At 59.7% G+C, this 22,130-nt stretch carries 22 protein-coding genes; 5 read left to right on the forward strand and 17 right to left on the reverse strand.

The genetic code is table 11. From position 1 onward, the window contains the following. Positions 1-274: 274 nt before the first annotated feature. Positions 275-523 carry a hypothetical protein gene (locus FNU79_RS16115; protein WP_143721820.1) on the reverse strand — a complete coding sequence of 83 codons (249 nt, stop codon included), beginning with the start codon at positions 521-523 and terminating at the stop codon, positions 275-277. A gap of 373 nt (positions 524-896) precedes the next feature. Then, on the reverse strand, positions 897-2,432 hold the full coding sequence (locus FNU79_RS16120) for an ABC transporter substrate-binding protein (RefSeq protein ID WP_225430131.1): 1,536 nt from the start codon (positions 2,430-2,432) through the stop codon (positions 897-899). Positions 2,433-2,576: 144 nt separating this feature from the next. On the opposite strand from FNU79_RS16120, the gene FNU79_RS16125 reads away from it, so the two are divergent. Genes FNU79_RS16125 through FNU79_RS16135 form a run of 3 tightly spaced genes read left to right on the forward strand, consistent with a single transcriptional unit; the run spans position 2,577 to position 6,661 of the window. After that, positions 2,577-4,685 carry a prolyl oligopeptidase family serine peptidase gene (locus tag FNU79_RS16125; RefSeq protein WP_143721821.1) on the forward strand — a complete coding sequence of 703 codons (2,109 nt, stop codon included), beginning with the start codon at positions 2,577-2,579 and terminating at the stop codon, positions 4,683-4,685. A 15-nt stretch (positions 4,686-4,700) separates the two neighbouring features. Continuing rightward, positions 4,701-5,657, forward strand: coding sequence for a MurR/RpiR family transcriptional regulator (locus FNU79_RS16130; RefSeq protein ID WP_185974759.1), 957 nt, complete (start codon positions 4,701-4,703; stop codon positions 5,655-5,657). Next, the gene (locus FNU79_RS16135; RefSeq protein WP_143721823.1) at positions 5,657-6,661 is read left to right on the forward strand and encodes an acetamidase/formamidase family protein; all 1,005 of its coding nucleotides are present in this window, start codon (positions 5,657-5,659) and stop codon (positions 6,659-6,661) included. The genes FNU79_RS16130 and FNU79_RS16135 overlap by 1 nt, the downstream gene beginning before the upstream one ends. 139 nt (positions 6,662-6,800) lie before the next feature. Here FNU79_RS16135 and FNU79_RS16140 read toward each other — a convergent pair whose 3' ends face one another. From FNU79_RS16140 to FNU79_RS19525, 3 genes are all read right to left on the reverse strand, one after another. Then, complete coding sequence (locus tag FNU79_RS16140; protein WP_185974760.1) at positions 6,801-7,565, reverse strand: peptidylprolyl isomerase; 765 nt, start codon at positions 7,563-7,565, stop codon at positions 6,801-6,803. Between the two features lie 678 nt (positions 7,566-8,243). Continuing rightward, the gene (locus FNU79_RS16145; RefSeq protein ID WP_143721825.1) at positions 8,244-9,635 is read right to left on the reverse strand and encodes a replication initiator protein A; all 1,392 of its coding nucleotides are present in this window, start codon (positions 9,633-9,635) and stop codon (positions 8,244-8,246) included. A gap of 969 nt (positions 9,636-10,604) precedes the next feature. Beyond that, entirely contained in the window at positions 10,605-10,778 is a 174-nt protein-coding gene (locus FNU79_RS19525) for a hypothetical protein (protein WP_225430132.1), read from the reverse strand. A gap of 767 nt (positions 10,779-11,545) precedes the next feature. On the opposite strand from FNU79_RS19525, the gene FNU79_RS16155 reads away from it, so the two are divergent. Further along, positions 11,546-13,279 (forward strand): HD domain-containing phosphohydrolase, encoded by a 1,734-nt coding sequence (locus FNU79_RS16155; protein WP_185974761.1) that lies wholly within the window; start codon positions 11,546-11,548, stop codon positions 13,277-13,279. A gap of 45 nt (positions 13,280-13,324) precedes the next feature. On the opposite strand, the gene FNU79_RS16160 is transcribed toward FNU79_RS16155, so the two are convergent. From FNU79_RS16160 to FNU79_RS16205, 11 genes are all read right to left on the reverse strand, one after another. Continuing rightward, positions 13,325-15,097 (reverse strand): tetratricopeptide repeat-containing diguanylate cyclase, encoded by a 1,773-nt coding sequence (locus FNU79_RS16160; RefSeq protein ID WP_143721827.1) that lies wholly within the window; start codon positions 15,095-15,097, stop codon positions 13,325-13,327. 272 nt (positions 15,098-15,369) lie between these two features. Further along, the gene (locus tag FNU79_RS16165; protein ID WP_318636151.1) at positions 15,370-15,822 is read right to left on the reverse strand and encodes an SRPBCC domain-containing protein; all 453 of its coding nucleotides are present in this window, start codon (positions 15,820-15,822) and stop codon (positions 15,370-15,372) included. Between the two features lie 257 nt (positions 15,823-16,079). Beyond that, positions 16,080-16,442: a hypothetical protein gene (locus FNU79_RS16170; protein ID WP_143721829.1), complete on the reverse strand. Its 363-nt coding sequence runs from the start codon at positions 16,440-16,442 to the stop codon at positions 16,080-16,082. Beyond that, positions 16,439-16,615 (reverse strand): hypothetical protein, encoded by a 177-nt coding sequence (locus tag FNU79_RS19220; protein ID WP_185974764.1) that lies wholly within the window; start codon positions 16,613-16,615, stop codon positions 16,439-16,441. The genes FNU79_RS16170 and FNU79_RS19220 overlap by 4 nt, the downstream gene beginning before the upstream one ends. After that, on the reverse strand, positions 16,612-17,097 hold the full coding sequence (locus FNU79_RS16175; RefSeq protein WP_143721830.1) for a hypothetical protein: 486 nt from the start codon (positions 17,095-17,097) through the stop codon (positions 16,612-16,614). Before FNU79_RS16175 ends, FNU79_RS19220 begins: the two co-directional genes overlap by 4 nt. Next, entirely contained in the window at positions 17,079-17,741 is a 663-nt protein-coding gene (locus tag FNU79_RS16180; protein WP_143721831.1) for a glycoside hydrolase family 108 protein, read from the reverse strand. Before FNU79_RS16180 ends, FNU79_RS16175 begins: the two co-directional genes overlap by 19 nt. Further along, complete coding sequence (locus FNU79_RS16185) at positions 17,738-18,079, reverse strand: hypothetical protein (protein WP_143721832.1); 342 nt, start codon at positions 18,077-18,079, stop codon at positions 17,738-17,740. Before FNU79_RS16185 ends, FNU79_RS16180 begins: the two co-directional genes overlap by 4 nt. Beyond that, positions 18,076-18,411, reverse strand: a complete 336-nt coding sequence (locus FNU79_RS16190; RefSeq protein ID WP_143721833.1) for a hypothetical protein — start codon at positions 18,409-18,411, stop codon at positions 18,076-18,078. Before FNU79_RS16190 ends, FNU79_RS16185 begins: the two co-directional genes overlap by 4 nt. Next, a complete protein-coding gene (locus tag FNU79_RS16195; RefSeq protein WP_143721834.1) occupies positions 18,389-18,583 on the reverse strand; it encodes a hypothetical protein in 195 nt (64 codons plus the stop codon). Before FNU79_RS16195 ends, FNU79_RS16190 begins: the two co-directional genes overlap by 23 nt. Before the next feature lie 15 nt (positions 18,584-18,598). Then, positions 18,599-18,952, reverse strand: coding sequence for a hypothetical protein (locus FNU79_RS16200; protein WP_143721835.1), 354 nt, complete (start codon positions 18,950-18,952; stop codon positions 18,599-18,601). A gap of 123 nt (positions 18,953-19,075) precedes the next feature. Continuing rightward, positions 19,076-19,309, reverse strand: a complete 234-nt coding sequence (locus FNU79_RS16205; RefSeq protein WP_143721836.1) for a hypothetical protein — start codon at positions 19,307-19,309, stop codon at positions 19,076-19,078. A 262-nt stretch (positions 19,310-19,571) separates the two neighbouring features. On the opposite strand from FNU79_RS16205, the gene FNU79_RS16210 reads away from it, so the two are divergent. Further along, positions 19,572-20,546, forward strand: coding sequence for a tyrosine-type recombinase/integrase (locus tag FNU79_RS16210; protein WP_143721837.1), 975 nt, complete (start codon positions 19,572-19,574; stop codon positions 20,544-20,546). Positions 20,547-20,976: 430 nt separating this feature from the next. Here the strand turns inward: FNU79_RS16210 and FNU79_RS16215 are convergent, their stop codons facing one another. After that, the gene (locus FNU79_RS16215) at positions 20,977-22,095 is read right to left on the reverse strand and encodes an acyltransferase family protein (RefSeq protein ID WP_143721838.1); all 1,119 of its coding nucleotides are present in this window, start codon (positions 22,093-22,095) and stop codon (positions 20,977-20,979) included. Positions 22,096-22,130 lie beyond the last annotated feature (35 nt).

The following is a 22,130-nucleotide window of genomic DNA, read 5'->3' on the forward strand; positions in this document are numbered from 1 at the left end:
CGCCAGCACGATCTGCTCTTTGGTGTCGGTCGGCCACTTCTTTCGCTGTTTTCCCATAATTTCCCTCCAGTGTGCCCTACCCTCGCAAGTGGGCGGACATTTTTGGAAGGATTTCTTGGAGCATTACCATGGCGACCAACTCGGCGTCGCTGGCTTTTTCATTGGATTGCCGGACTTTGGGCGGCATCTTCGGAGCGAGCCAAGTCTGGAGAACTTGTAGCGACGCTGAGATGGACAGTAAGCTGAGATCGGGATGGCACATTGCACCGTCCCTTTAGCATCTTCTATCTGTCGCTGCAACCCCTATACCTGGTAAGTATGTAAGCCCCAAAAGAGTCAGGACACGGGCTTCATTCTGCACATTCCCGAGGTTGAGGGCCAGCGTGTGGGCTTCTTGAAGAAGAATTTCAGCGCGCTCTGCATCTGAACCCAACAGCGGTTCTGCTGCCATCATCAGTTCCTGTAGCCGCTCGGTGTCCGATACGGCCGCCGAGCCCCCCAAAGCAGAAACAGAATTGACCATGCAAAGACTCTATAGAAGGAGGTCTTACCGGCTTCTTTATGGCACGTTTACTTTCTCTCATGAAATCCGCTTCTGGGTTCGTCCTCATCGAGGCATTTTCCTAGCGCTGGTGACTTCTCTGCTTTGGCTTCTTCCAAACTGGGCACTCCATCCATCCGAAAGGCCACAGCAACGCCCACGTTTTGGAGGTCGACGACTTCACGCGAGAATGCTTGGATGTCAGCACCTCGGTTGTGGGTGCGGATGTGGCCCGTCTCCTCCGTACGGCTTGGCCTTCAATGAAGGGAACCTTAGAAGCGTTCTCAGGCCGAGACGGGCAGGACTACTGCACACAGAAATCGGCGGCCCTCAAGAGCGCTTACGGAGCAACGGCTTATTTTTTGATCCACACATCTTTCAGGCTTTCGAGCGAGCCGTTGGCATAATGCACGTACCCCTGAACAGCAGGGCGCACCAGCTCATACTGCTGATTGGCGTCGATAAAGACGTACCCGACCTGCTCGGAGATCAGCTGCTGAACTTGCTGATAAATGACCTTGCGCTTGGCCTGATCTGTCGTGCGCCGACCTGCTTCGAGGAGGGTGTCGACCTGCTTGTTGGAAAAGCTCTGCACATTGAATTTTTCGCCGGTATGAAACTGATTGTAGAAAAAGTCGTCAGGATCGGTGCTGCCCACCCAGCCGAGCAAGACCGCGTCGAAGTTTTTATTGATGAAGTCGTTGAGGAATAGCCCCCATTCCATCGGTACAACCTGCACTTTGATGTTCAGCGGTTGAAGTTGGGCCTGAATCGCTTGGGCAATATTCACCTGCGATTTGTAATCGGCCCCGACCTTGATGGTCATCGAGAATCCGTCTTTATAGCCAGCCGCGATCATCAACTGCTTGGCTTTGTCCAGATTGGTAACCTGCACCTTGCAAGTGGCGTGGGCCCAGCTGAAAGAGGGAACCGAACCGCAATTGAGCGGCGTGCCGTGGCCGAACAGCGCCGTCTTGACGATCGAGTCGCGGTCGATGGCATACGAGATCGCCTGACGCACCCGCACATCGCTGAACGGCTTTACTTTGTTGTTGAGGCTCATCTCATCGTAGTTGCTGCTGGAGCCGCCGACCAGCTTGACGCTGGAATTGGTCTTGAGGCTGTCGATCTGGTTAAATGGCACACTCATGGCGATGTCGGTCAGCCCGCTTTGGAGATTGATGATCCGGCTGACGTCGTCTTTGACGGCCTTGAAGACCAACTGATCGACATAAGGCTGATTCTTTTCCCAGTAGTAGGGGTTGCGTTCCAGCGTGACCGAGTCGCCGGGCACCCAGCGCACGAACTTGAATGGGCCGGAGCCGAGCGGCACTTTGTTGAGATCCTTGCCCTCGGCGTAGCCGCTCGGCATGACGCCCATGGTCTGGTCGGCCATCTTGATCAAGAACGGCGCAAAAGAAGCCTTGAGCTTGATCACCACCTGATTGGGGCTGGGCGCTTCGATGCTGGTGATATTCAGCAGGTCGCCGCGCCGAGGAGAAGCCAGTTTGGGATCAAGGACACGCTTGATCGAGTACACCACGTCCCGGCTGGTCAGGGCGCGGCCATCCGAGAACTTGACGCCGGGGCGCAGGGTAAAGGTGTAAGTCTTGCCATCGGCGCTGATTTTCCAGCTCTGGGCGATTGCGGGCGCAGGCTGACCGTCCGGGGTGATCGTCGTCAGCGAATCGTAGATCTGATCTACCACAACCGACGACGAAGCTGCCGAAAGGGTTGCCGGATCCAGCCCCACGATATCGGCCTGCTGCGCGACCGTGAGTGTGCCGCCGCGCACAGGCGCACCTTGAGACTGGGCAGCGCCGTTCGTGCTGGCTGCCATGAAGGCCGTGAGGAGAAGAACCGATAACGAACGCTGAGACAAATGAGACATGACGCACTCCTTGGCAAAAGCCAGATAGCAATGAATGAAGCTATAAGTACTGCTCAGTGTGGCCCTTGAATGAAACTATGTCAAGCGCCAATGGCCGGGTTGATCTCATTCACGCAGGCCGCGTTTTTTGTTACAGTGCTGGAGATGACTACTCCAACAGACGGCAATCGGCGCTTTCCTGAAACCCGGCGCGGCGACCATGTGGAGCTTTACCAACGCTTGGGCGGACAGGAGGCCGCCCTTCCTGACCCCTACCGCTGGCTCGAAGACGCCGAGTCGCCTGAGACACGGAAATGGGTCGAGGCCCAAAATGAGCACGCGGCGGCCTACCTAAGCGCCCAGCCCCTCTGGGATATTTACCGCGCACGCCTGACTGAACTGTGGAACTTTCCCAAGAGTGGAGTGCCCTGGCACCGGGGCGCTTCCTATTTCCGCACGTTCAATCCGGGACTGCTGAATCAGCCGCGCCTGGAAGTCGCCGCTGGCCCGCACGGCCCTTGGCGCGGGCTGCTCGACCCCAATTTGCTGAGCGAGGACGGCACGGTTTCGCTGACAGCGGCCTCGGTCAGCCGCGATGGACACTGGCTGGCCTACAGCACCCAGAGTGGCGGCAGCGACTGGCTGACCTGGCAAGTCCGCGACGTGGCAACCGGTGAAAACGGCCCCGATCTGATCGAGTGGAGTAAATTCAGTGACGCGACGTGGCATCCGGATGGCAGCGGTTTTTACTACGCCGCCTATGACGCGCCGCAGCCCGGTGAAGCGCTGACCGGCACCAACCGCGACCAGCGACTGATGTTTCACCGTCTCGGCACGGCCCAAGCCGACGACCAGGTGGTGCTCAGCCGTTCCGATCAACCGGACTGGGGTTTCCGGCAAATAGACATCACCGACGATGGCCGCTTTCTGGTCGTCGAGGTCTGGCTGGGCACCAGCCGCAAGAATCAACTGTGGGTGCAGGAGCTGGGCAGCGCTCAGCCCTTCGTGGAACTCGTCGGTGAATTCCGTGCCGGATACCATCTCATCGGCAGTGAAGGCGACGAACTGCTGCTGCTGACCGATGAGGACGCGCCGCTCAACCGGGTGCTGCGCTGGAACATCTCGACCGGCGAGCGGCGCGACGTTCTGGCGCAGGGCGCTCATCAGCTCGATTCCGTGTCGCTGGTCAAGGACGGCCTCCTTGCCGTCACGCTGCACGACGCCAGCCACCGCCTTCACCTGTATTCACGCTCAGGTGAGCGGCACGGGGAGATTGCGCTGCCCGGCCTGGGCACCCTGCAAGACCTGCACACCCAGCCGGGTGATTCCGAGGTCTTTTTCGGCTTCGATTCGTTTCTGGCACCCCTGACGCCCTACCGCCTACAGCTGCCGAATACCACTCCTGAAGTTCTGGGGGACACGTTATCTGCTCAAGATACCGGGGCCTCCCAAGACACAGGGGCCTACGAGGTGACCCAGACCTTCATTCAGAGCAGCGACGGCACCCGCGTACCATATTTCCTGATCGCGGCCCGTACCCTGACCCGGGACGGCACCAACCCCACTTTGCTGTACGGCTACGGGGGCTTCGGCGTCAGTGTGCTCCCGAGCTTTAATCCGGGGATGCTCGCGTGGCTGGAGCGCGGCGGGGTGTTCGCCGTCGCCAACCTGCGGGGCGGCGGCGAGTACGGCACCGCGTGGCACCAGGGCGGCATGCTGGACAGCAAGCAAAACGTGTTCGATGATTTTATAGCCGTGGCCGAGCACCTGATCTCCACCGGCGTCACCAGCGCCGCGCACCTGGGCATTCAGGGAGTCAGCAACGGCGGCCTGCTCGTCGGCGCGGCAATGACGCAGCGTCCCGAACTGTTCGCGGCAGCGGTGCCGCAAGTCGGCGTGATGGATATGCTGCGCTATCACCTCTTCACGGTCGGGTGGAGCTGGGCCAGCGATTACGGACGCAGCGACGATCCCCAGATGTTTGATGTTCTGCGGGCCTACTCGCCGCTGCACAATTTGCGGGAAGGAACGCGCTATCCAGCCACGCTGATCACCACTGGCGACCACGACGACCGCGTGGTGCCCGCACATTCCTACAAGTTTGCGGCCGAGTTGCAGCGCTGCCAAGCGTCCGAGGCTCCTACCCTGATCCGGATTCAGACCCGGGCCGGACACGGTGCCGGTAAACCGACCGCCCTGCTGATCGAGGAAGCCGCCGATCTGTTCACCTTCCTGGAAGTTGAGCTGAAAGGGACAGACGCTTCACAGGCGTGATAGAGAAGAATGAAGATGCAGACGGCACAAAAGACTGAGCAGACCGCAACCAGAGCACTCTCGACCCGCCAAGACGTGATTGGGCACATTCAGGACACCTTGGCGCAGTTGCCACCGGCCCAGCAGCGGGCGGCGCATTTCGTGATGAACGCCCTTTCGCAGGTGCCGTTCATGACGACCACAGCGCTCGCGGAGGCGGCGCAGACCAGTCAGGCGACCGTGACCCGGCTGGTGCTGTCGCTCGGCTTTCGCAGCTACCTGGAATTTTCCGAGACGGTCAGCCGCGTGGTGCTCAGTGAACTGGGAGAAGCCGCGCCGCCCGACCGCTTCGAGCAGTCGCGCTCCCATCCTGATCCGACGTCCCTTCTTCACCAGGAAGCGCAGCATATCTTGCAACTCGCCGCACTGGTGGAGGGTCAAACCTTTCAGCGCGTGGTGCAAAAGCTTGTGGGCGCACGCGAGGTCATCGTGGTCGGCATGGGCGCTTCGGCTTGCCTCGCTTCCCACACGGCCCTCTACCTCTCCCGCCTGCGCCCCGGCGTGCGCTCGGTCACGACCCTGGATATCGGGCAGGCCATAGAAACGCTGAACGCTGGCCCGGACGTTTGGGCGTTGGTGTTCACGGTACCGCGCATCACCGTTGATCTGGAGCGCTACCTGACTCTCCTGCGGCGCTGCCAGGTGCCGGTGGTGCTGGTCGCCGAGCAGCCGGCCAACCCGCTCATCCCCTTCGCCAGCGAACTGCTGGTTGTGCCGGTTTCGCGCAGTCCCACCACTTCAGTTCCCGCCGCCATGCTGGTGCTGGGCACCCTGCTGGTGGACGCCGTAGCGCAGGCCCAACCCGAGCGCACTGCTGCACAGCTCGCCACCTTTGAACAACTGCTGGTGCGGGAGTTGCCGCAGGTTCTTCCCGAAACGATGCCCTCGCCCCAATTTATATTCACGGCGGCCTCACCGCTGGAGGAGAACTGATGAGTCCGTCTGTTCCTAGCCGTACACACCTCCTCGGCACCGACTCTGTTCACACGGTCTGGTCGCGTGACCTCGCCCCGGCGCTGCGGGTGGCTCCGGGTGACACGATCACCTTTCAGACCCTCGACGCTTCCTACGGCGCGGTGGCGCGTCAGGTCGCTGCCGGTTCCCTAGACTGCCCCGAGACACTGCGCGAAGCCGTCCTGCAAAGCGTTTATCCTGAACAGCCAGCCACCGCCGGTGTGCGAGGACACCCCCTCACCGGCCCAGTGTTTATCGAAAATGCGCTTCCCGGAGATACTTTACAGATCGAACTTCATGGGGTCGAGGTGGCGGCCTGGGGCTGGAACGCTTGCCGTCCAGGGGGAATTGGTCTGCTTGACGACGAGGTGCCGGAGGCCCATACCCAGTTCTGGGATCTGAGAGACGGCCACTCCGCCGACTTTCTGGGCCTGGCCCGGATTCCTCTGGCTCCTTTTCCCGGCATCGTCGGCGTGGCTCCAGCGGAAGCTGGACTGCACCGCACCGCGCCGCCGCGCCAGGTGGGCGGCAATATGGATATCCGGCAGCTCACCGTGGGCAGCACCCTGTATTTGCCAGTCGAAGTAGAGGGGGCGCTGCTAAGCCTCGGGGACGTGCATGCGGCTCAGGGCGACGGCGAGGTGTCGAGCACCGGCATCGAGACCGACGCCCGCGTGACCCTGCGTGTACAGGTGCTCAAGGACAGGTCCATCCGCACGCCTCACCTGCGTACGGGGCCGGAGCCGACAGATTTATGGAGCGCCGGAGCGTACATGACCACCGGGCACGCTCCCGATCTACGCGAAGCGGCCCGCACGGCGCTGCGAGAACTGGTGGCGCACCTGCAGCGTGAGTACGGCCTGACTTACGTGCAGGCTTACGTGCTGTGCAGCGCCTGTGCCGACCTGAGAATCAGTCAAATCGTAGACGCACCTCATTTCACGGTGAGCGCCCTTTTCCCTGAACGTATCTTTGAGCGCTAAAGACAATAAGAGTGCATTTCTGGGAAATGAGACGGCCAATTTCCCAGAAGGTAATTCGTAGCAGGCGGAGTGGTGAAAAAGAGGGAGATGTTGGGGAACTGACCCATTCCCTCCACATCACTCGGCTTACTCCGTCACATCATTTCAGTCGTGTGGGGACTTGAACGTCGCAGATACTGAAATCCGCTCCTTTCTCACGCCTCACCTTGGCGATAAGTTGCGCAAAGGCTGGGCTCTGCGTATCCATCATTTCGACGTTGGGGCGCTGGCCTTCGGGCAGGTCGGCGGCCACCTGAACACGCTGCATCATATCAGGATTCGCTGGGGGCTCGCCAGCGGCCACCGTGGTGATAATTTCGCGTCCTATCACGGCATTGCCCCAGGCGGTGTACTGCAGGCCCAACCGGAATGAAGACGCCCCGCGCATAAAGAAAATTTCGCTGTTGGCGCTGTTCACGTCCTCCCCCCGGCCCATCCCAGCCACTCCCGGGCAGTAAGCGCCCCAGGCTTGGAAGTTAGGGACATTGCGCCGCTGGGTTTCCTTGGCAGAAACAGTCAGGATAGGCATGGTGCCCAGAAAACCTGCATTGCCGTCGCTGGTCTGTGTGACCTGTCGCCAGGGCGTTTTGTCTGGCAATCTCACCGAAAACTCGGCTTCGAGATTCGGATAGGTTGAAGTTCCCCCGTCTTTGTTGTTGGGATTGCCCGTCTGGACGACGAAGAGATCGATCACCCGGTGAAACTGCAAGCCGTTGTAGACCCCTTCACGGGCGAGCAGCTTGATGCGCTGGACGGCATTGGGTGCCAGGTCAGGGCGCATCTCGACGATCATGCGCCCTTTGGTGGTGTCAATGACCAATAGATTTTGCGGATCAAGTGGAACCCACTGGGCTTGAGTCTGCACAGATTGCATTGGAGCACACGAAGCGAGCAAGGACAAGCTGAGCCACAATGCAGATTTTTTCATAGCTCAGTATTAAGCTTCAGGTGAGAAACGTCAACAGACTTCTTAGAAAAGTCGGGGTTTGTTTTGGAACGTTTGCTAAAAAAGCGGCTCTTTTTGACTGAGCGGGTGTGCCGGACGCTTCAGCAGACCAAACATGGGCTCAGAGAGTTTTGATGACCCATATCTACCAAGAGCAGCACCCCGCCCGCCTTCAGTCTTTCGCGCTGCGAGCCGATTCAGTGGCCCGCTCTTCCGCTCACCTTTGGTGCGGAGAACTGAGTTGGCCCAGACCACCGCCCCGACCATGCCCGTGCTGACCACCACTGGGGCCACCAGCGAATACAGATAGAGTTTGTCGAGTTCTTCCCATCTCATTACTCCCAAGGGCGTGAGCGCCCCCAAGAGCGGCAAATCGATCTGGCATCTGCTCTCCGGCCTGTCCACCCCCCAAGTAGAGACTCCAGGTCCACTTGGCGAGCACCGCGCACCCACACTGGCACTTCCAAGCTGGCGGTAGCCATGCAGAGCAGCGGAGAACCGCCTACAGGCGTGGTTTGGTACTTGATGTTCCGCTTCAGCACAATCACCAACCCCTTCAAACACGCTTGCTACTTGGGCAAAGTCCACGAGTATGTCTCAGGGCCGTAGTGCCTGTCCCCGCTCATCTCCGCTTTGAAGCAGATAGGTTTTGAGATCACTGACGAAGCCCTGAGCGTCCAGCGCCGCCAGCCGGGAGTGGGCCTGCTCAAGCAGGGGCGCGGCGTCCAGTTGGCCCGCGAGGATCAGGTGGCGCAACTGATCGAGTTCGAGGGCGCTGAATTTGCGGCCGTACAGCAGCGCAAGCCGCTTGACGGTAAAGGTCGCCGCTTCTTCCGGCGAGCGGCTTCTGACTTCGCTACTCAAATTGGGCGCGGGCGGCTCATCTTGCACCGGGGAAACGCGGCGTTCGCGTGGGATCACGCTGCGCACCACTTGGCCCTGTCCAGCATCTGGGTACTGGTCGGGGTGCTTGATGAGGTGAACGAGCGCGTGCGCGGGCGTCTTCTTGATTTTGAGCGCCTCCGAGGCTATCAAGCGCTCAAACAACGACACCCGCGCCATCAGCACCGAAACGGTGTAGAGCCTCACCAGTTGCCGCGACACGCCGTCCGCTACCCCGTGGGTTCGCAGCCGCTGGAGGAGCGTCGGGTTGATGGGCGTAAATTCAGGAGCAAACTCGTAATGCAGACGCTGTTTGCGCCCCCGCCCGTCGAGGAGGACTTGGCGCAGGTAGCCCCGGCGGAGCAACTCCTCATGCGGCCCTTCCAGAGCGCGGCGCACCACATCCGGGCGGGTGTTGGGCAACTTGCACTGATCGGCCCACTCGATCAGGCCTACCTCGTAGCGGTCAATGATCTCGTCCGGGTCTTCGGGGTTGTAGCGCATGGCGTCAAGCAATCGGAAAATAATGCGGGTCCGGGGACGCGACAAAGACTGCATAAACTCGATGTTGAGCGGTTTGGTGTAACCGCTGCGGAGGGACAGCGCCAGCGGCCCGGCCAGCCGCAGCCGCAACATGCTGCGTTCATCGAACTTCCCTGATTCTCCCTGATGGGTGTATTCCAGCGACTCAATGAAGTGAAACTTGGCGGTGGTCCAGCGGCGATTGGGATGGTCACGCCAGCCGCCACTGACCTCATAGGAGGTGGTGTGCAGCCGGTCTAAGCTGACCGAGAGCATTTCGCGGTACTTGCCATTGCGGTGAAATCCGGCGAGGCGCAGCAGTTCAGAAACGGCCAGCACCATCTCGCCGTCTTCTGGCAATCCAATACTCATGTAGTGGTCGATCAGGGCGCTGCTGACGTCATTGTCGATGCCGTGGGGGATGCCCTGTTCCGGCAAAGCCCGACAAGCCACTTTGACCACCCGGTCGCCCTGCTGGTACGTCACGCGCCAAGAATGCTGGCCCGACACCTGATCTTGTGCCGAAACCAAGTTGAGACGGCCCCAATTCAAATCGTCGAAACGTGCCCCGGCGTGTTCGGTCATAAATCTCCTTTGTTGGTGAACAAGATACCTGACTCCTGAAAGATCTTTTGTATAAAGATATTGGTGAAAAACACCACCAAAGCCAGAAAAAAAGTAACGTCCCAGACGGTGTAAACGCAGCTTTCTCCACAGGTATGTCTCAGCAAATGCTACGAGTGTGTCTCAGTGAAAGGGGCCAAAACACCCCCACTCTGTCTCAGGGGTGGCAGAGAAACGCCACGAGTGTGTCTAAGCAAATTCCACCAGTGTGTCTCAGGGAGAGGTGAGACACACTGGTGGCGTTTGCTTAGAACACCACCAGTGTGTCTCAGGGAGGGGGGGGCCAAACGCTACGAGTGTGTCTCAGGCAAATCCGCGTTATCCCACGAGTGTGTCTCAGTGAAATAGGCTAAACGCCATAGGTGTGTCTCAGGCCATTACGAAGGTGTAGCGTAAATGTGATGGTAGAGATTGTGGATGAAGTGGAATCTCAGCAAGTAACCTCTCTTGCGAAAAAGCGGGTAGGCGTTCATCCGGGCGTCTGCTCTGCCCAATAACAGGCTGTGAGTTTTTTCACTCTCTTGATGCAGGATTTCAACTTTCTTGCGGAGTCTGCGAATCTTTTGTTGGTCGGCACTCAGCAGTCGCCGGCCGTAACCGAGTGGGCTGGAATGACCCCCTCGGTTGCTAGCCGATAGTCTGGGAGCTGCCGGGCCGTGAGTGGTGCTGGCGAGTTTTATGTTGACCCGATCTCAGCGTACCCAGGGCGAGCTATTGAGACGCTGCGCGGTCACCTGTCCCAATAGCTACGGTGGCTGCACCACGAAACGGAAAGCTCGAAATCGCCACCTCAGACCAGTTGCCACTGAGCGGAGCGGTTCACCGATAGCTGCCGGCGCGAGGTGACTTACATCAAGTCGTCACTGACATATCAGCTTTTTGATATTCGGGCAACTAAGCTGTCCTAAGCATTGCTGAGTCAGGCCCAAGTTAGAGCGGGATAAGCGAAGCAGAGGCACGCGGCACCCGCTGCATCCAGCTTCTCAAATCGGCCAGCGCTTCGTCACTCAGGTCGCTGGTGGCCGTACCGTCTTTGTGAATGATCCAGCCCCAATAGTTGACAGACTCCGGCAGCCCCTTAAAGCTGTACGGGCCCGGAGCCACCTGTCCAGAGAGCCTCACGGTGACTTGGTTTGGGTAGAATCTCTGCTTGAAGCGCTTCTCAAGCCGTTCTTCCCGGTTGTGATCCACGCCGGAAACACCGAAAAACATGAAAAAACCGTTGAAGTCAGGCCAGTTGCTTGGGGCCTTTTGGCGTTTCACTGATACGTCGAGTAGCTTGATTGGCTCCATAGTTGTTCCTTTTCGGTGAGCACGCCCACAGCACTTTCCCACGGCGTCCAACTGCCGCCTTAGTTGCGGTGTCGGCGTAGCCCAGTCACTCGCGCAGTATGAAGGGGGCTCAGCAGGTTGCCGCGAGTGTATTGCCGAAGGCGGACGCTGTCTAGGCCCAATGTCCGCGCGGTGTCCTGCAACAGCCCTTGGCCACTCGACTGGGTTTCGCTAAGGCAAGGAGCGAGTTTCGAATGGGTGCTTGAGCGACACAGCTGACCGAACGAAGACTGTAGCATAGCGTACTTTGACGGAAATCAACTGTCCGTCTCATGGCTTCCCCGACATACTGATGCCCTGATGGTTAGCTCTGTCTCGAAGGTTCAATGTCGGTGATACGCGAGGAGCGTGCCACGAACCAGCTACAGTCGCCCGCTGTTTTCCGGTTCCGCTGGTGGCCGACCATCATCTTTTGGGTCTCAATGCACCTGCTGCTGGGTTTCTGGCTCTTCGGAAGATCCGAGAAACCCGTCTGGTCACCTGTTTCGAGCACTCTATTCCTTCTTCTGGCCGCCGTCCTCATTTTCTTTATCTCTTGGATGCTGGGAGCGTTCCGGCTTCCACGCCAGATCGTGCTGCCCACCATCGTCTTGACCAGTGGCATCGTCCTGACTTCCATTCAGGAAGGGTTTTTCCCGCAGACGGCGACTTCCAATCCTGTGTGGCGCACGGCCCTGCAACTTCTGCTCGTCGCTGGGTTCGTGTGGATCATGGTCTTCAACGTCCAAACGATGCTGCACCGCTTCAAACGCCAGCACCGTCTGGCGAATCAGGACAACCTGACAGGTCTTCTCAACCGGACGGGGATGCAGCGGGCTTTGCACCACCTCACGCCGCAGCGAAAAGCGGTGCTGATCATGATGGATTTGAATGACCTCAAATCCATCAACGACCTCCGAGGCCACGATGCAGGTGATCAGCATATTCAGGCGGTTGCACAGGCCATCACGGAAGCCCTCCCAAAAGACGCCGCCGCCAGCCGCTGGGGAGGCGATGAATTCTTGGTCATTTTGCTCCATTCTAGTGTGGCGCAGGCCGATCATTTTGCTCAGACGGTCATCAAGCATTCGCCCAAAGTCCGCCTGACTTTGCCCGCTCTGGCGTTCGGGGCCGCGCAAGTTCACTCGTACGAGGACCTTCAGCGGGCCATTGCCGTCGCGGATCAGCGGATGTACGAGCACAAGGAATTTACCAAAAGCACCCATCTAGACACTACCGTTCAGCATGTGCCGAGCGCCGAGGAGTTCATGCGGCTGATCGAGGGTCTCACCTCCGCCCACGAACTGCTGCGGCGCGGCCTGGAAAACTTGCGGCTTATTCTCGGCTTTGACGCCAGCTCGTATTACGAACTGTTGGGCACCTCGCTTCAGTCCGTTTACATTTCAAGTACGCAGGAGCAGCAAGAAGCGCCGCTGCATAGCCTCAAGCGCGACGTTTCCAGCGGTCTGCTGGGTCAGGCGATGGTCACCAACAGCACCATCGGCACCGCCGACTATCCCTCGGAGGGCAGAGCGATGCCGGAATGGGTCGCGACTGGGCTCCGCAGCTTGCTGGCCACGCCAGTGCGCGACGCCGGGTCGGTTGTGGGCGTGCTGGTGCTCATGAGTTACCACAACTGGCGGCCCATCACCCCGCACGCTCGCCGCCTGCTCGAAGCGGTGGCGCTCAGACTCGGCTACATCTTGGAACATGAGCGCGTTCTCAAACAAGTCGAACTCACCGTGGAAGGTGGGCTGATGGCTCTGGGAGCCGCGCTGGAAGCGCGTGATGTGGAATCGTTCGGTCACACCCAGCGGGTGGTGGCTTACGCCGAAAAATTGGGCGCGGCCCTTGGGTTGCCCCGGGCGGCCCTGATCGAACTCAAGCAGGGCGCGTACCTGCATGATATCGGCAAGCTGATGGTGCCGGACGCGCTGCTACGCAAACCGGGCCGCTTGACGCCCGAAGAATTCAAGACGATGCAGCAGCATGCCCAGCAGGGCTTTGCGTTGGCCTCCAGAATTCCCAGTCTGTCGCAGGGGGCTCTGGACATCATTTTGTATCACCACGAGAACTGGGACGGTGGAGGCTATCCTTCTGGCCGGTCGGCCTTGCAGATTCCGCTGCTGGCCCGCATCTTCACGGTCTGTGACGTCTACGAAGCGTTGATCAGCGTGCGGCCCTACAAACCGGCTTGGCCCGTGGACGTGGCCCTGAGCGAGATTGGAGCGCAGGCGGGCAAGAAGTTTGATCCGCAGGTCGTCGCTGCCTTTCTCAAGCTGATGCGTTCGTAGAGACTGGCACTGAAGTTCGTAAGCACCCGCAACTCATCCCGACGCTTAGGCCAGCCGAATGGCCACGCGGTTGCGGCCTGCATTTTTGGCGGCGTAGAGCGCGGCGTCGGCGGCCCGCATCACGTCCTGCACCGACGTGGTGGAGTCCAGCCGGGCGACGGCAGCGCCCAAACTGACAGTTAGGCTGAGCTCAGGGCGCACGGTAGACCAGTCGTGGTTCTGGATGGTTCGGCGCAGGTCTTCACCAATGTCCAAAGTCGCGGCGCGGCCGGTGTCGGTCATGACCAGCACGAATTCCTCGCCGCCGTAACGGGCCAGCAGGTCTCCCCGTCGCAACTGGCCCCGCAGCAGCCCGGCCACTTGGCGCAGCACCTCATCACCGACCAGATGCGAGAAGCGGTCATTGACCGCCTTGAAATGATCGATGTCGCACAGCACGATGCTGACCTGTTGTCCCGGCGACAATCTGGCCAGCGCCAAGTCGAAGGCCCGCCGGTTTGGCAGCCCGGTCAGCGCGTCCTCATTGGCATGCTGCTCGAGGCGGGCCATGAGTTCGGCACTCTGGGCCTGAGCTGCCCGCAGGTCATGGTTGGTTTCCTCTAGCTTGGCGTTCAGTTCACTCAGCTCGGCGTTCAGGCGCTGGGCTGCTTGCCGTTCGCGCTCGGCTTGCTCCAGACCGAACTGCACCCTCAAACTCTGGAGGCGCTGATCCGAAGCCGCGCTGAACAGCTCTCCGTTGAGCTGGAGATGCCCTTCCAAGTGATTGAATGCTTCACGGTACTGGCCCGTCTGCCGGTAGAGCGCCGACAGCGCCAGATCGACTTTACACAGCTCGTTGCGGAGCTGGCCCTGCTGAGCCAGGGTTCGTGCGCGGTGCAGGGCGCTCAGGGCGTCTTCTGGCTGATTCGAGGTCCCCAGCAGTTCGGCCAGATGCAGCAGCGTTTCGGTTTGCCCACGCCTGTCTCCAGTCTTTTGCTGAAGTTCTAAACTGCGTTCAAACAGTTGCCGCGCTTCGTTCCCGGCTCCCTGCCGCTGCCCCACCCGCCCCAGAGACACGGCGATACCGGCGGTGGCGACCTGATTTCCGGTGCGCTCGAAAAAGACTCGGGCTTTCAGATACATGGCTCTGGCCTGCGCGAACTGCTTTAAGCCGAAGTGAGCGTCGCCCGCGTTCTGGCAGGCCATGGCGTCCAACTCGGGGTCGTCCTCCACCTGCACCTTCAGGCACGCCGCAGCGGCTTCCAGCGCGTCGTCGTAGCGCTCCATTTCGTTATACGCCGCGCTGAGATTGCTGAGCGCGATCCGTTCGATAAGCGGCAGCTCCTCTTGCCGGCTGAGGCCCAGTGCCAGCAGGTGGTGCTCCATTGCGTTGGGATGATCTCCCATGGTGCTGTAGGCGGCCGCGATATTACTCAGCGCCGTGATCTCGCCCTGGGTGTCGCCCAGCGCCGCACTCAGGTGCCTGACCTGAATGAAGGTCGCCAGCGCCTCGACTGGGCGGCCCTGCTCATTTTGCGCGACGCCCAGCCACTTCAAGCTGTCGCGCCGCAGCTCCTGATTGCCTAGTTCGCCGCAGAGGTGCAGCGCCCGGCACAGCTCTGGTTCTGCCGCTCGGAATTCTCCTTGCTTGGCCAGTCCGAAGCCCAAGCAAAACGAGGCGCGGGCCAGTTCGGCGTCCTCCAGCGGCTGCTCCAGCACCAGACGGGACAGGCGCACGGACTCGTGTGGGTCGCTGACTCGGCAGGCCCAAGCCGCACCCAACATTGCCCGGATCTGATCTGGGGAAAGGGGAGAGAGATCAAGGCTGGGAATCGGCATGAAATAGGATCCTTCGGGTTCAGACGGCGACGAAACGGCATCGGCGGGCTTTTTTGCAAGTATACGTTTGGGACACCGAACGGATCTAAGAATGCATTCTACCTGCCCCCCTCTTACCGCAACCTCTCATCCACTCGGAGTGCCGTCCAGTCCGTTTAACAAGCTGGGTCTTCATCAATTTTTGGCAGCCCCCAAAGAGGGGGGAGGAGGCCCCAGTACTAGACACGGCCACAAGGGCAGCGATTTCCAGACTGAAGGACAGCACGCCTAGTTTAGGTGGCTTGTTCGGCCCGCTCCTTGAGCGCCGCGTTGATGCGCGTAAAGTCTTCACGGACGCTGCCCCGGATCCAGCCGTGCAGGAAGGGCACCAGCAGCCCCCGGAAGCGTTCGCCGTGGCGAAGACGGGTCACGCCCGGCCTGACCTCGTCAAGTACGAAGGCGTGTTCGCCGTCAAACAGTCCTGGCACCCACAAGCGGCCCAGCCAGCGCAGCTCTTTGTCTGGAGTGACAGTCAAGACTTTGGGCCGAAAGACCATGCTGGACTTGCCTGAACGGTTCTCGAATTCAATGGTTTTACCGGCCTTCAGCTCACCCTCCAAACGAACGATCACCGGATTCCACTCCGGGTAACGGCCAGCGTCGGTCAACACTTCCCAGACACGCTCCGGCGCGGCACCAATTTCAAACAGTAGGGGCGTCCTACAAAACAAGAAAGACCCGCCCAAACGTTGAGTCGGAGCGGGTCTTTTTACTGCATATTTCAGGGCTTTTTGTAAACCTAAGTGCAGTATGGCGGAATCTGTGGCATAAGTTATCCACAGCTCCCTGCTCAGGCTATGGATAGGTATTCGGAGTTCGGAGTTCGGAGTTCGGAGTTAGCGCAGACTGCCCGTGACATTTGGTGGGACTGAACGCGAGGCGGGGAGCTGGCTACAACCGGAAAGGAGCAGGGCGGCGGCTAGGATCAGGAGGCCAGGGCGCTTCATGGCAGTCTCAGATAGATCGGACGCACGCCGCTGCTGGCTTTGTAAAAAGTGATGCTGCCAGCTGTGACTTTGCCCTGAGCAATCGCCACACGATAGAGATTCTTCGCCGGGGTATCTGGCAGGGTGCACCCGGTGTACCCGCTGGCCCGCCGCTTGCAATTCTGGTCAGTGGTTACGAAGTCGCCAGAGAGCAGTAAAGCGGGGGCCGTCGCGGTGTCCGGGCCGGGGTTGACGAAGATCACACTGGCCCCGTCGATCTTCAGTGAGGCGCTTTCCTGCTGAGCCGCTTGCAGGGCCGGAGCGCAGGAGCTGAGGGCGATGAGGCCGGTTAAGGCTAGTAGTCCGAATCGCTTTTTCATAGTTCACTCTCCAAGAGTTCCTGAATCTTGAGCCTGTTCTCGGCAGACAAGTGGGTATCGCCGTCGCTCAAGTCTTGAATGACGGGCGCGAGGACGGGTGCGAGTTTGAGCAGGGTGGTGATAGACACCTTGTCGCCTACCATGCCGGTGATGAGCTTCAGCAGTTCGTTCATGGGATTGCCTCCAACCCGCTTGGCGGGCGCTCGATGATGACGGTGGCCCTCGGGTCTATCGGGGCCGCGTCGGGGCTGTCTGGGAGCGAGGTGTCTGCCGGTGGGCCGGGTTGCTGGATGTTGACTTGCTGCGCGTCCTGAATCGCCACGCCGCCGCCCCCGAAATAGCCCAGCACCGTCTTGAGGCCGTCCCGTCCCGCCACGCTCACCACAGCCGCAAAGAAGCCGAACAGAGCCGCGCCGATCCAGCCGGGTTGCCCCAAAGTGGCCTTGCCAGTCACGGCGTAAATGGTCAAGCTCAGCGCCATGCCCACAACTGCCGCAATGCCGCGCCACAGCCAAGGGTTCCAGGTGATCGGCGGTTTGCGACGCTCGAAGTCCCGCTTAATCGTCGCCACAAGGCCAAACACCAGCAAGCCCAGCGAAACGGGGCTTCCGGCCAGCGCGACAAGCCAGTCAAGATTTAGTCCACTCTGATCCATGTGTCCCCCCCAGTGGCATTGATGACCACCGCTTTCGAGTTCTGAATGGTGACTTTCGAGCCGCTTACGTCTTGAAACGGTGCGCCGCGCTCGGAGAGCATGACGCGGTGATTCGGCTGGACAGTGATCGGAGGAATTGCGGGCGGGAAGCTGACATCAATCGGCGGTGACGTGGGCTTAGCTGCTGCCTCCTGCCACTGCTGCGCCTGTGTTCTGAGCGTGTTCACCCGCCGCTGCCAGCCCTTGCCAAACGTTTTCCACGAGGTCAAGCTCTGCAAAAACTGCAAGCGGAGATCGAGATAACGCACCCAGTCTTTTGTCTGTGCCAAAAAGCCCAGCGCACGCGAAACACCGCTATTGATGGCCGTGTCAAAGACAACTAGGGCAAGCGGCGGGGGCAGGTGATCGCAGGCGGCCCTATCCCAGTAGTTCTGTTTGTAAATCGCCCGAGCATCTTCCAGGGTCAGATTGCGGATGTCGAGCGTCGGGTAAGCGTGGGCGGCCACGCCATACTTGGTGCCTTTGAGAATGCCGCCCTTCTGACCGAACGCGCCGTCAGTCCAATTTCCCCGATCGCGCGGATCTGCACCGTAACCACCCTCGTGGCCGATTACAATTTCAAAGGCTTCGTTGAATCCGTTCATGTGGCCTCCGCTCTCAGCGACTCGACTTCCTCGCTCAGCACCCGGATTCGCCGTTCACGCTGCTGGATGATTCGCACCAGCAGCAGCACGCACAGCGCGAACGACAGCACCAGCAGTCCGTAGCGCACCGCGTCCGCCAGCAGGTAAGCGTCTCCGTTTCGCAGGGCACGGGCGCTCGGTGGCGGCCAGAAGTAACAGGCGGAGTAATAAGCGACCACCGAGGCCAGCGGCAAGCGGGCCGACTTGCCGGGAAACTGCACCAGAATCAGCACCGACGCCCAGCCCAGCACGACGCCCTGGACGATCAGGAACAGGACGGACAGCAGCGCCGGACTCACAGCTTCACCTTGCCTGCCGCCAGAATCCGCATGGCGATGGTGGCTCCGGTGAGCAACCCAGCCAGGAAGCCGGTTCGCAGGGTGCTGGCGGGCGGAATGTCGTTGATGCTGTCGGTCAGCACGCCCAACACGCTGGGGACGTCCATCACGTACAAGAAGAGGTAAGCCAAGCCGAAGATGGTCAGCGCGGCGGCCAACTTGGTGGCCAGCGGTGTGCGCGGCTGGAGATGCCAAAGCATGAGCACCGACAGGGTGGTCAGTGCGCCGATGCTCGCCAGATACCAGCAGGCCACCAAGGCTCCCCAGACATCAAGGAGATTTGGAATCATCATCGTCCCCCTTTTTCTTGCGGACGCTCAGCGCCGTCACCAGGCCGCCAATGATGGTCGACAGGCCTGCAAGAAGGTCTTTGTCCGGTGGATCGCCGGTCACGGCGTACCGGCCCAGCACCATCAAAATTGCTGCGCCGATCATGTAGGTCAATACAGTCAAGGGGTCTTTCATCGGCTCCTCGGGGAATCATGGTGAACCTCGCACGGCGACGCGGTAGGGTTTGCCGCTTCCGGCCAGCCATTCAAGCTGCCGGTACACGGGGACGGGGCCGAGCTTCTGAGCCACGCGGGGCAGGACTTCCAGCGGTTCGCCGGGGTAACGCCCGCCGTAGTTGCTCAAGCGCACGAAGGCGTGTCCGGCGCAGTCTGGGACGGTCGTGACGACGATGTACCCGAACGGCAACCCGCCCGGAGCGTTGGCCCAGGGCGCGGGTTGCCAGACCGCTTCGACTCGGCACAGCGGGAGCGGCGGTTCCGGCCGCGCCGAGAGGACGCCAAGGCCCACGAGCGCTGGCACGAGCAGCAGAAAAGTAAGTTTCAAATTGCCTCCGAGATCATGCTTAAAGTCTTGCCGCGCCCCTGACACCTGAGCGCGGCAAAGCAAAAGCCCGCGCTGAGGCGGGCTGGGGGTGGGTTTGGGTGGCTGGTGGCTCTGAGAGGCGGGCTAGCTTTTGCGCGGATCAGCCCGCTTGAGCGGGTAGTGATCAAATTCATGACGATGCCGCAGATAGGAGAAGCGTGTGATGGCGGTAATCAGGCTCAACAGGGTGAGAGCCTCAATACCGATGCTCCAACCCCACGGCACCTTGAGAAAAGTCAGCAGCAGACCCACAGTGAGCGTGGGGAGAACGATCATCCAGAGGCGGTTGCGTAGACTTTTCAGCAAGCAGGCCAGCATGTATTCGCGCCGTATCATTCTTCCAATACTGAATGTTTTGCATTCCCGAGTCACCACCTTTTTGGAGGGTGGATCAGAAGGAGGGCTGCGAGGGCAAGGATGCGTTTCAAGGGGGTGGGCCTCCTGGAATGCGAAAACCGCCCGGAGGCGGCTTTATGTTGAAAGCGTATATTTGTTTATGAATCTGCTGTAGGATAAATGAGCAATGGCCCTCGCGGTGCGCTAACACCCAGGACCTCTGCGCCTTTAGGGAGGCATCAGCATGAAAGAAAATACCGCATTGGCGGCGTCCATGCCTTATCCCCACAACTGGGACACGCTCGCCCGCGACAAACGGGAGAAGATCGTTCGCAAAGCACTGAAATCAGAGGACGTGGAGACGCTGCTGAGCCTCACGGACCACAATCTCCTGATGTTCGGGAAGGGTGGCGCTCACACCAGTCCGCACACCCGGCGGGCCTATGCAACCGGCGTGCGGGTCTACCTCGCCTACGCGCTGCCGCTGGGCTGGAAGCGCCTGACCGAGTACGACACCGACCTGACCATCGGGTACCTGCGCCAGCTGGAGCGGGCAGGCGTGAAGCCCGGCACCATCAACAGCCGCCGCAGTGCTGCCCGCGCTCTGTACAGGGCCTTGCGCTGGGCCGGGGTGCTCCAGGCTGACCCGTTCGGAGACACGCCCCGCGCTCAGGACAACGAGGACCGCTGGGCGAAACGGGAAGCGTACTCGAAGGAAGACATCGAGCGCTTGCTCGGAGTGGCCGGGCCGGGGGAACGCTTGCTGATCTTGCTGGGGGCGCACGGGGCGCTCCGCATGTCGGAGATGGTGGCGCTGGACTGGTCACACATCGACCTGGAGGCCCGCACCATGCGGATCTTCGGGAAGGGTCGGAAGTTGGCGTTGGTGCATCTGTCTGGCCTCCTGCACGAAGCGTTGAGCGGCGTGGCGGTTGAGTTGCGGCGCGGGCTGGTGCTGCCGTGGTGCAACCCGAAGTCGGTCAGACTGGCTCTGAAGCACCTGTGCCTGATGGCCGAGGTGAAGTACGAGAAGCGCCAGGTGCACGGCTTGAGGCACTCGGCGGCCACCATGCTGCTGAGCGAGACGCACGACATTTTCGTAGTGGCGAGGCACATGCGGCACTCCAGCATCGCCACTACGGAGATCTATGCAAAGGCCGACCCGACGCGGCTGGTGGGGGCGCTGGCTCGGTTCGGGGAGGGGCCGGAAGCGGCGTAAGGGAAATCAGGAAGGCCACTCGATTCGGAGTGGCCTTTTTTGCTGTATTTGCTGGCTGATAACAACGCCAATCAGGCAGGAATTTGAGCAAGGACTTGCAGCACCTGCTCGCCTTTCGGTGTCAGATGGTAATGGACTAAGCCTCCATCGCTCCGACCTGACCTCAATAACTCAGTCGCAAGCAAACGCCTAAGAGCCGTCCCAACCGTCTGATCATCGTAGAGTTTCAAGTCATTGCGTATGGCGATGACCAACAATTGCCGACGTGTTCTCGGTGTGTCTGCCGAGGTACTTGCCAGCAGCGCATGCTCGATTGAACCGCTGACGACAACATGTGATTTCCAAGCGGAGGCCATTGGCTTCAGTATAGAAAAAAGCGCTGTACCTGCTGGCTGATACCTCTGAGAGTGGGGCGGGGCTGATGCTGCCGTTATTGGGGCGGTTCGCCAACAGGCATAATTCTGGGTGTTTTACGTTCGATTGACCCGAACCAATTTTTGAACACTCGCGCCAGCGGGCGCTCTAAATATTTATGCGCCAGCCAGCTTCCGCCGAGGACGATCACGAACACGAGCAGTAGAACCAACGTCGGGGGCAAGGATGCCTTGAGATCGTTCATCAGCCCATACCCGATATTTTGATGGAGAAGGTAGAGAGGATAGGTCAAAGCCCCCGCCCAAGCCCAAGAACGGAAGCGGTGATCTGGGATGCGGTGGGCGCTGATACCGACAAAGAGGGCGAAGATGGCCGTCACCACGAAGCCAATAGCCCACGGTGACATCGGCATATGATTCTGAGCGGTGAGAACATCTAAGCGGCGGACAGCAAACAGAATAGAAAGTGCCCAGCACCCGATTAGCGCCAAAATATCTACCGCTCCCGCCCGCCTCTCCCGCCAGATCAGGTAGAAAAGCCCGCCCGCAATGAAGTAAGAAGCGTACTGGGTGAGCAAAAAGACACTTAGAATCTTGCTGATCATCCCAAGCTGAAAAAACGCTCCCGCAGCAGTAATCGCCAACCACCACAGCAAAAGCGGGCGAATGTTTTTAATCAGCCCAGTCGAAAGAGCCAGCCAGATCAGGATATAAAAGGTAGTTTCATACACCAGCGTCCAATACACGCCGTCAACGTGGCTGATCTTCAAGAAAACTGTAGCTGGTGTGATTCCCAAAAGAGACATGTCTAGTACCAGATTCCTGACGCTGACCGCAAGAGCAGGTTCATGCGTGAAATATATGTACGCGAATGTGATAAGGCAGGCGGGAAGGAACATAGGCACCACGCGCACGAAGCGGGATTGAAAAAACTGGCCTGGCTTCCGGCCAAGCGAGGACATCAGCACCACGAACCCACTGATGACGAAAAATAAATCTACACCGAGATAACCATACTTGGCGATGGGAGCAAGTTGAGGCTGAACAATGCCTGTAAACTCTGCACCCCGGACAGTGTAATGATAGAGAACCACCATCAGAGCGGCCAGAAATCGAACAACATCCAGAACGTAGATTCTTGGTGATCCCGCCTTCAGATTTGTAGGTTCAGTCATCCTTATTTATACTTCATTTTTCACTAACGTTTCAG

The sequence above is a fragment of the Deinococcus detaillensis genome, from assembly GCF_007280555.1.
GTDB lineage: Bacteria > Deinococcota > Deinococci > Deinococcales > Deinococcaceae > Deinococcus > Deinococcus detaillensis.

Excerpts from the sequence above, each read along its gene's own strand:
- FNU79_RS16130 (WP_185974759.1), top strand. The coding sequence starts at position 4,701 with ATGCAGACGGCACAAAAGACTGAGCAGACCGCAACCAGAGCACTCTCG.
- FNU79_RS16180 (WP_143721831.1), bottom strand. The coding sequence starts at position 17,741 with ATGAACGGATTCAACGAAGCCTTTGAAATTGTAATCGGCCACGAGGGT.
- FNU79_RS16160 (WP_143721827.1), bottom strand. The coding sequence starts at position 15,097 with ATGCCGATTCCCAGCCTTGATCTCTCTCCCCTTTCCCCAGATCAGATC.
- FNU79_RS16135 (WP_143721823.1), top strand. The coding sequence starts at position 5,657 with ATGAGTCCGTCTGTTCCTAGCCGTACACACCTCCTCGGCACCGACTCT.
- FNU79_RS16170 (WP_143721829.1), bottom strand. The coding sequence starts at position 16,442 with ATGAAAAAGCGATTCGGACTACTAGCCTTAACCGGCCTCATCGCCCTC.
- FNU79_RS16155 (WP_185974761.1), top strand. The coding sequence starts at position 11,546 with ATGCTGGGAGCGTTCCGGCTTCCACGCCAGATCGTGCTGCCCACCATC.
- FNU79_RS16115 (WP_143721820.1), bottom strand. The coding sequence starts at position 523 with ATGGTCAATTCTGTTTCTGCTTTGGGGGGCTCGGCGGCCGTATCGGAC.
- FNU79_RS16215 (WP_143721838.1), bottom strand. The coding sequence starts at position 22,095 with ATGACTGAACCTACAAATCTGAAGGCGGGATCACCAAGAATCTACGTT.
- FNU79_RS19220 (WP_185974764.1), bottom strand. The coding sequence starts at position 16,615 with ATGAACGAACTGCTGAAGCTCATCACCGGCATGGTAGGCGACAAGGTG.
- FNU79_RS16125 (WP_143721821.1), top strand. The coding sequence starts at position 2,577 with ATGACTACTCCAACAGACGGCAATCGGCGCTTTCCTGAAACCCGGCGC.
- FNU79_RS16190 (WP_143721833.1), bottom strand. The coding sequence starts at position 18,411 with ATGATGATTCCAAATCTCCTTGATGTCTGGGGAGCCTTGGTGGCCTGC.
- FNU79_RS16175 (WP_143721830.1), bottom strand. The coding sequence starts at position 17,097 with ATGGATCAGAGTGGACTAAATCTTGACTGGCTTGTCGCGCTGGCCGGA.
- FNU79_RS16145 (WP_143721825.1), bottom strand. The coding sequence starts at position 9,635 with ATGACCGAACACGCCGGGGCACGTTTCGACGATTTGAATTGGGGCCGT.
- FNU79_RS16120 (WP_225430131.1), bottom strand. The coding sequence starts at position 2,432 with ATGTCTCATTTGTCTCAGCGTTCGTTATCGGTTCTTCTCCTCACGGCC.
- FNU79_RS16210 (WP_143721837.1), top strand. The coding sequence starts at position 19,572 with ATGAAAGAAAATACCGCATTGGCGGCGTCCATGCCTTATCCCCACAAC.
- FNU79_RS16205 (WP_143721836.1), bottom strand. The coding sequence starts at position 19,309 with ATGCTGGCCTGCTTGCTGAAAAGTCTACGCAACCGCCTCTGGATGATC.
- FNU79_RS16195 (WP_143721834.1), bottom strand. The coding sequence starts at position 18,583 with ATGAAAGACCCCTTGACTGTATTGACCTACATGATCGGCGCAGCAATT.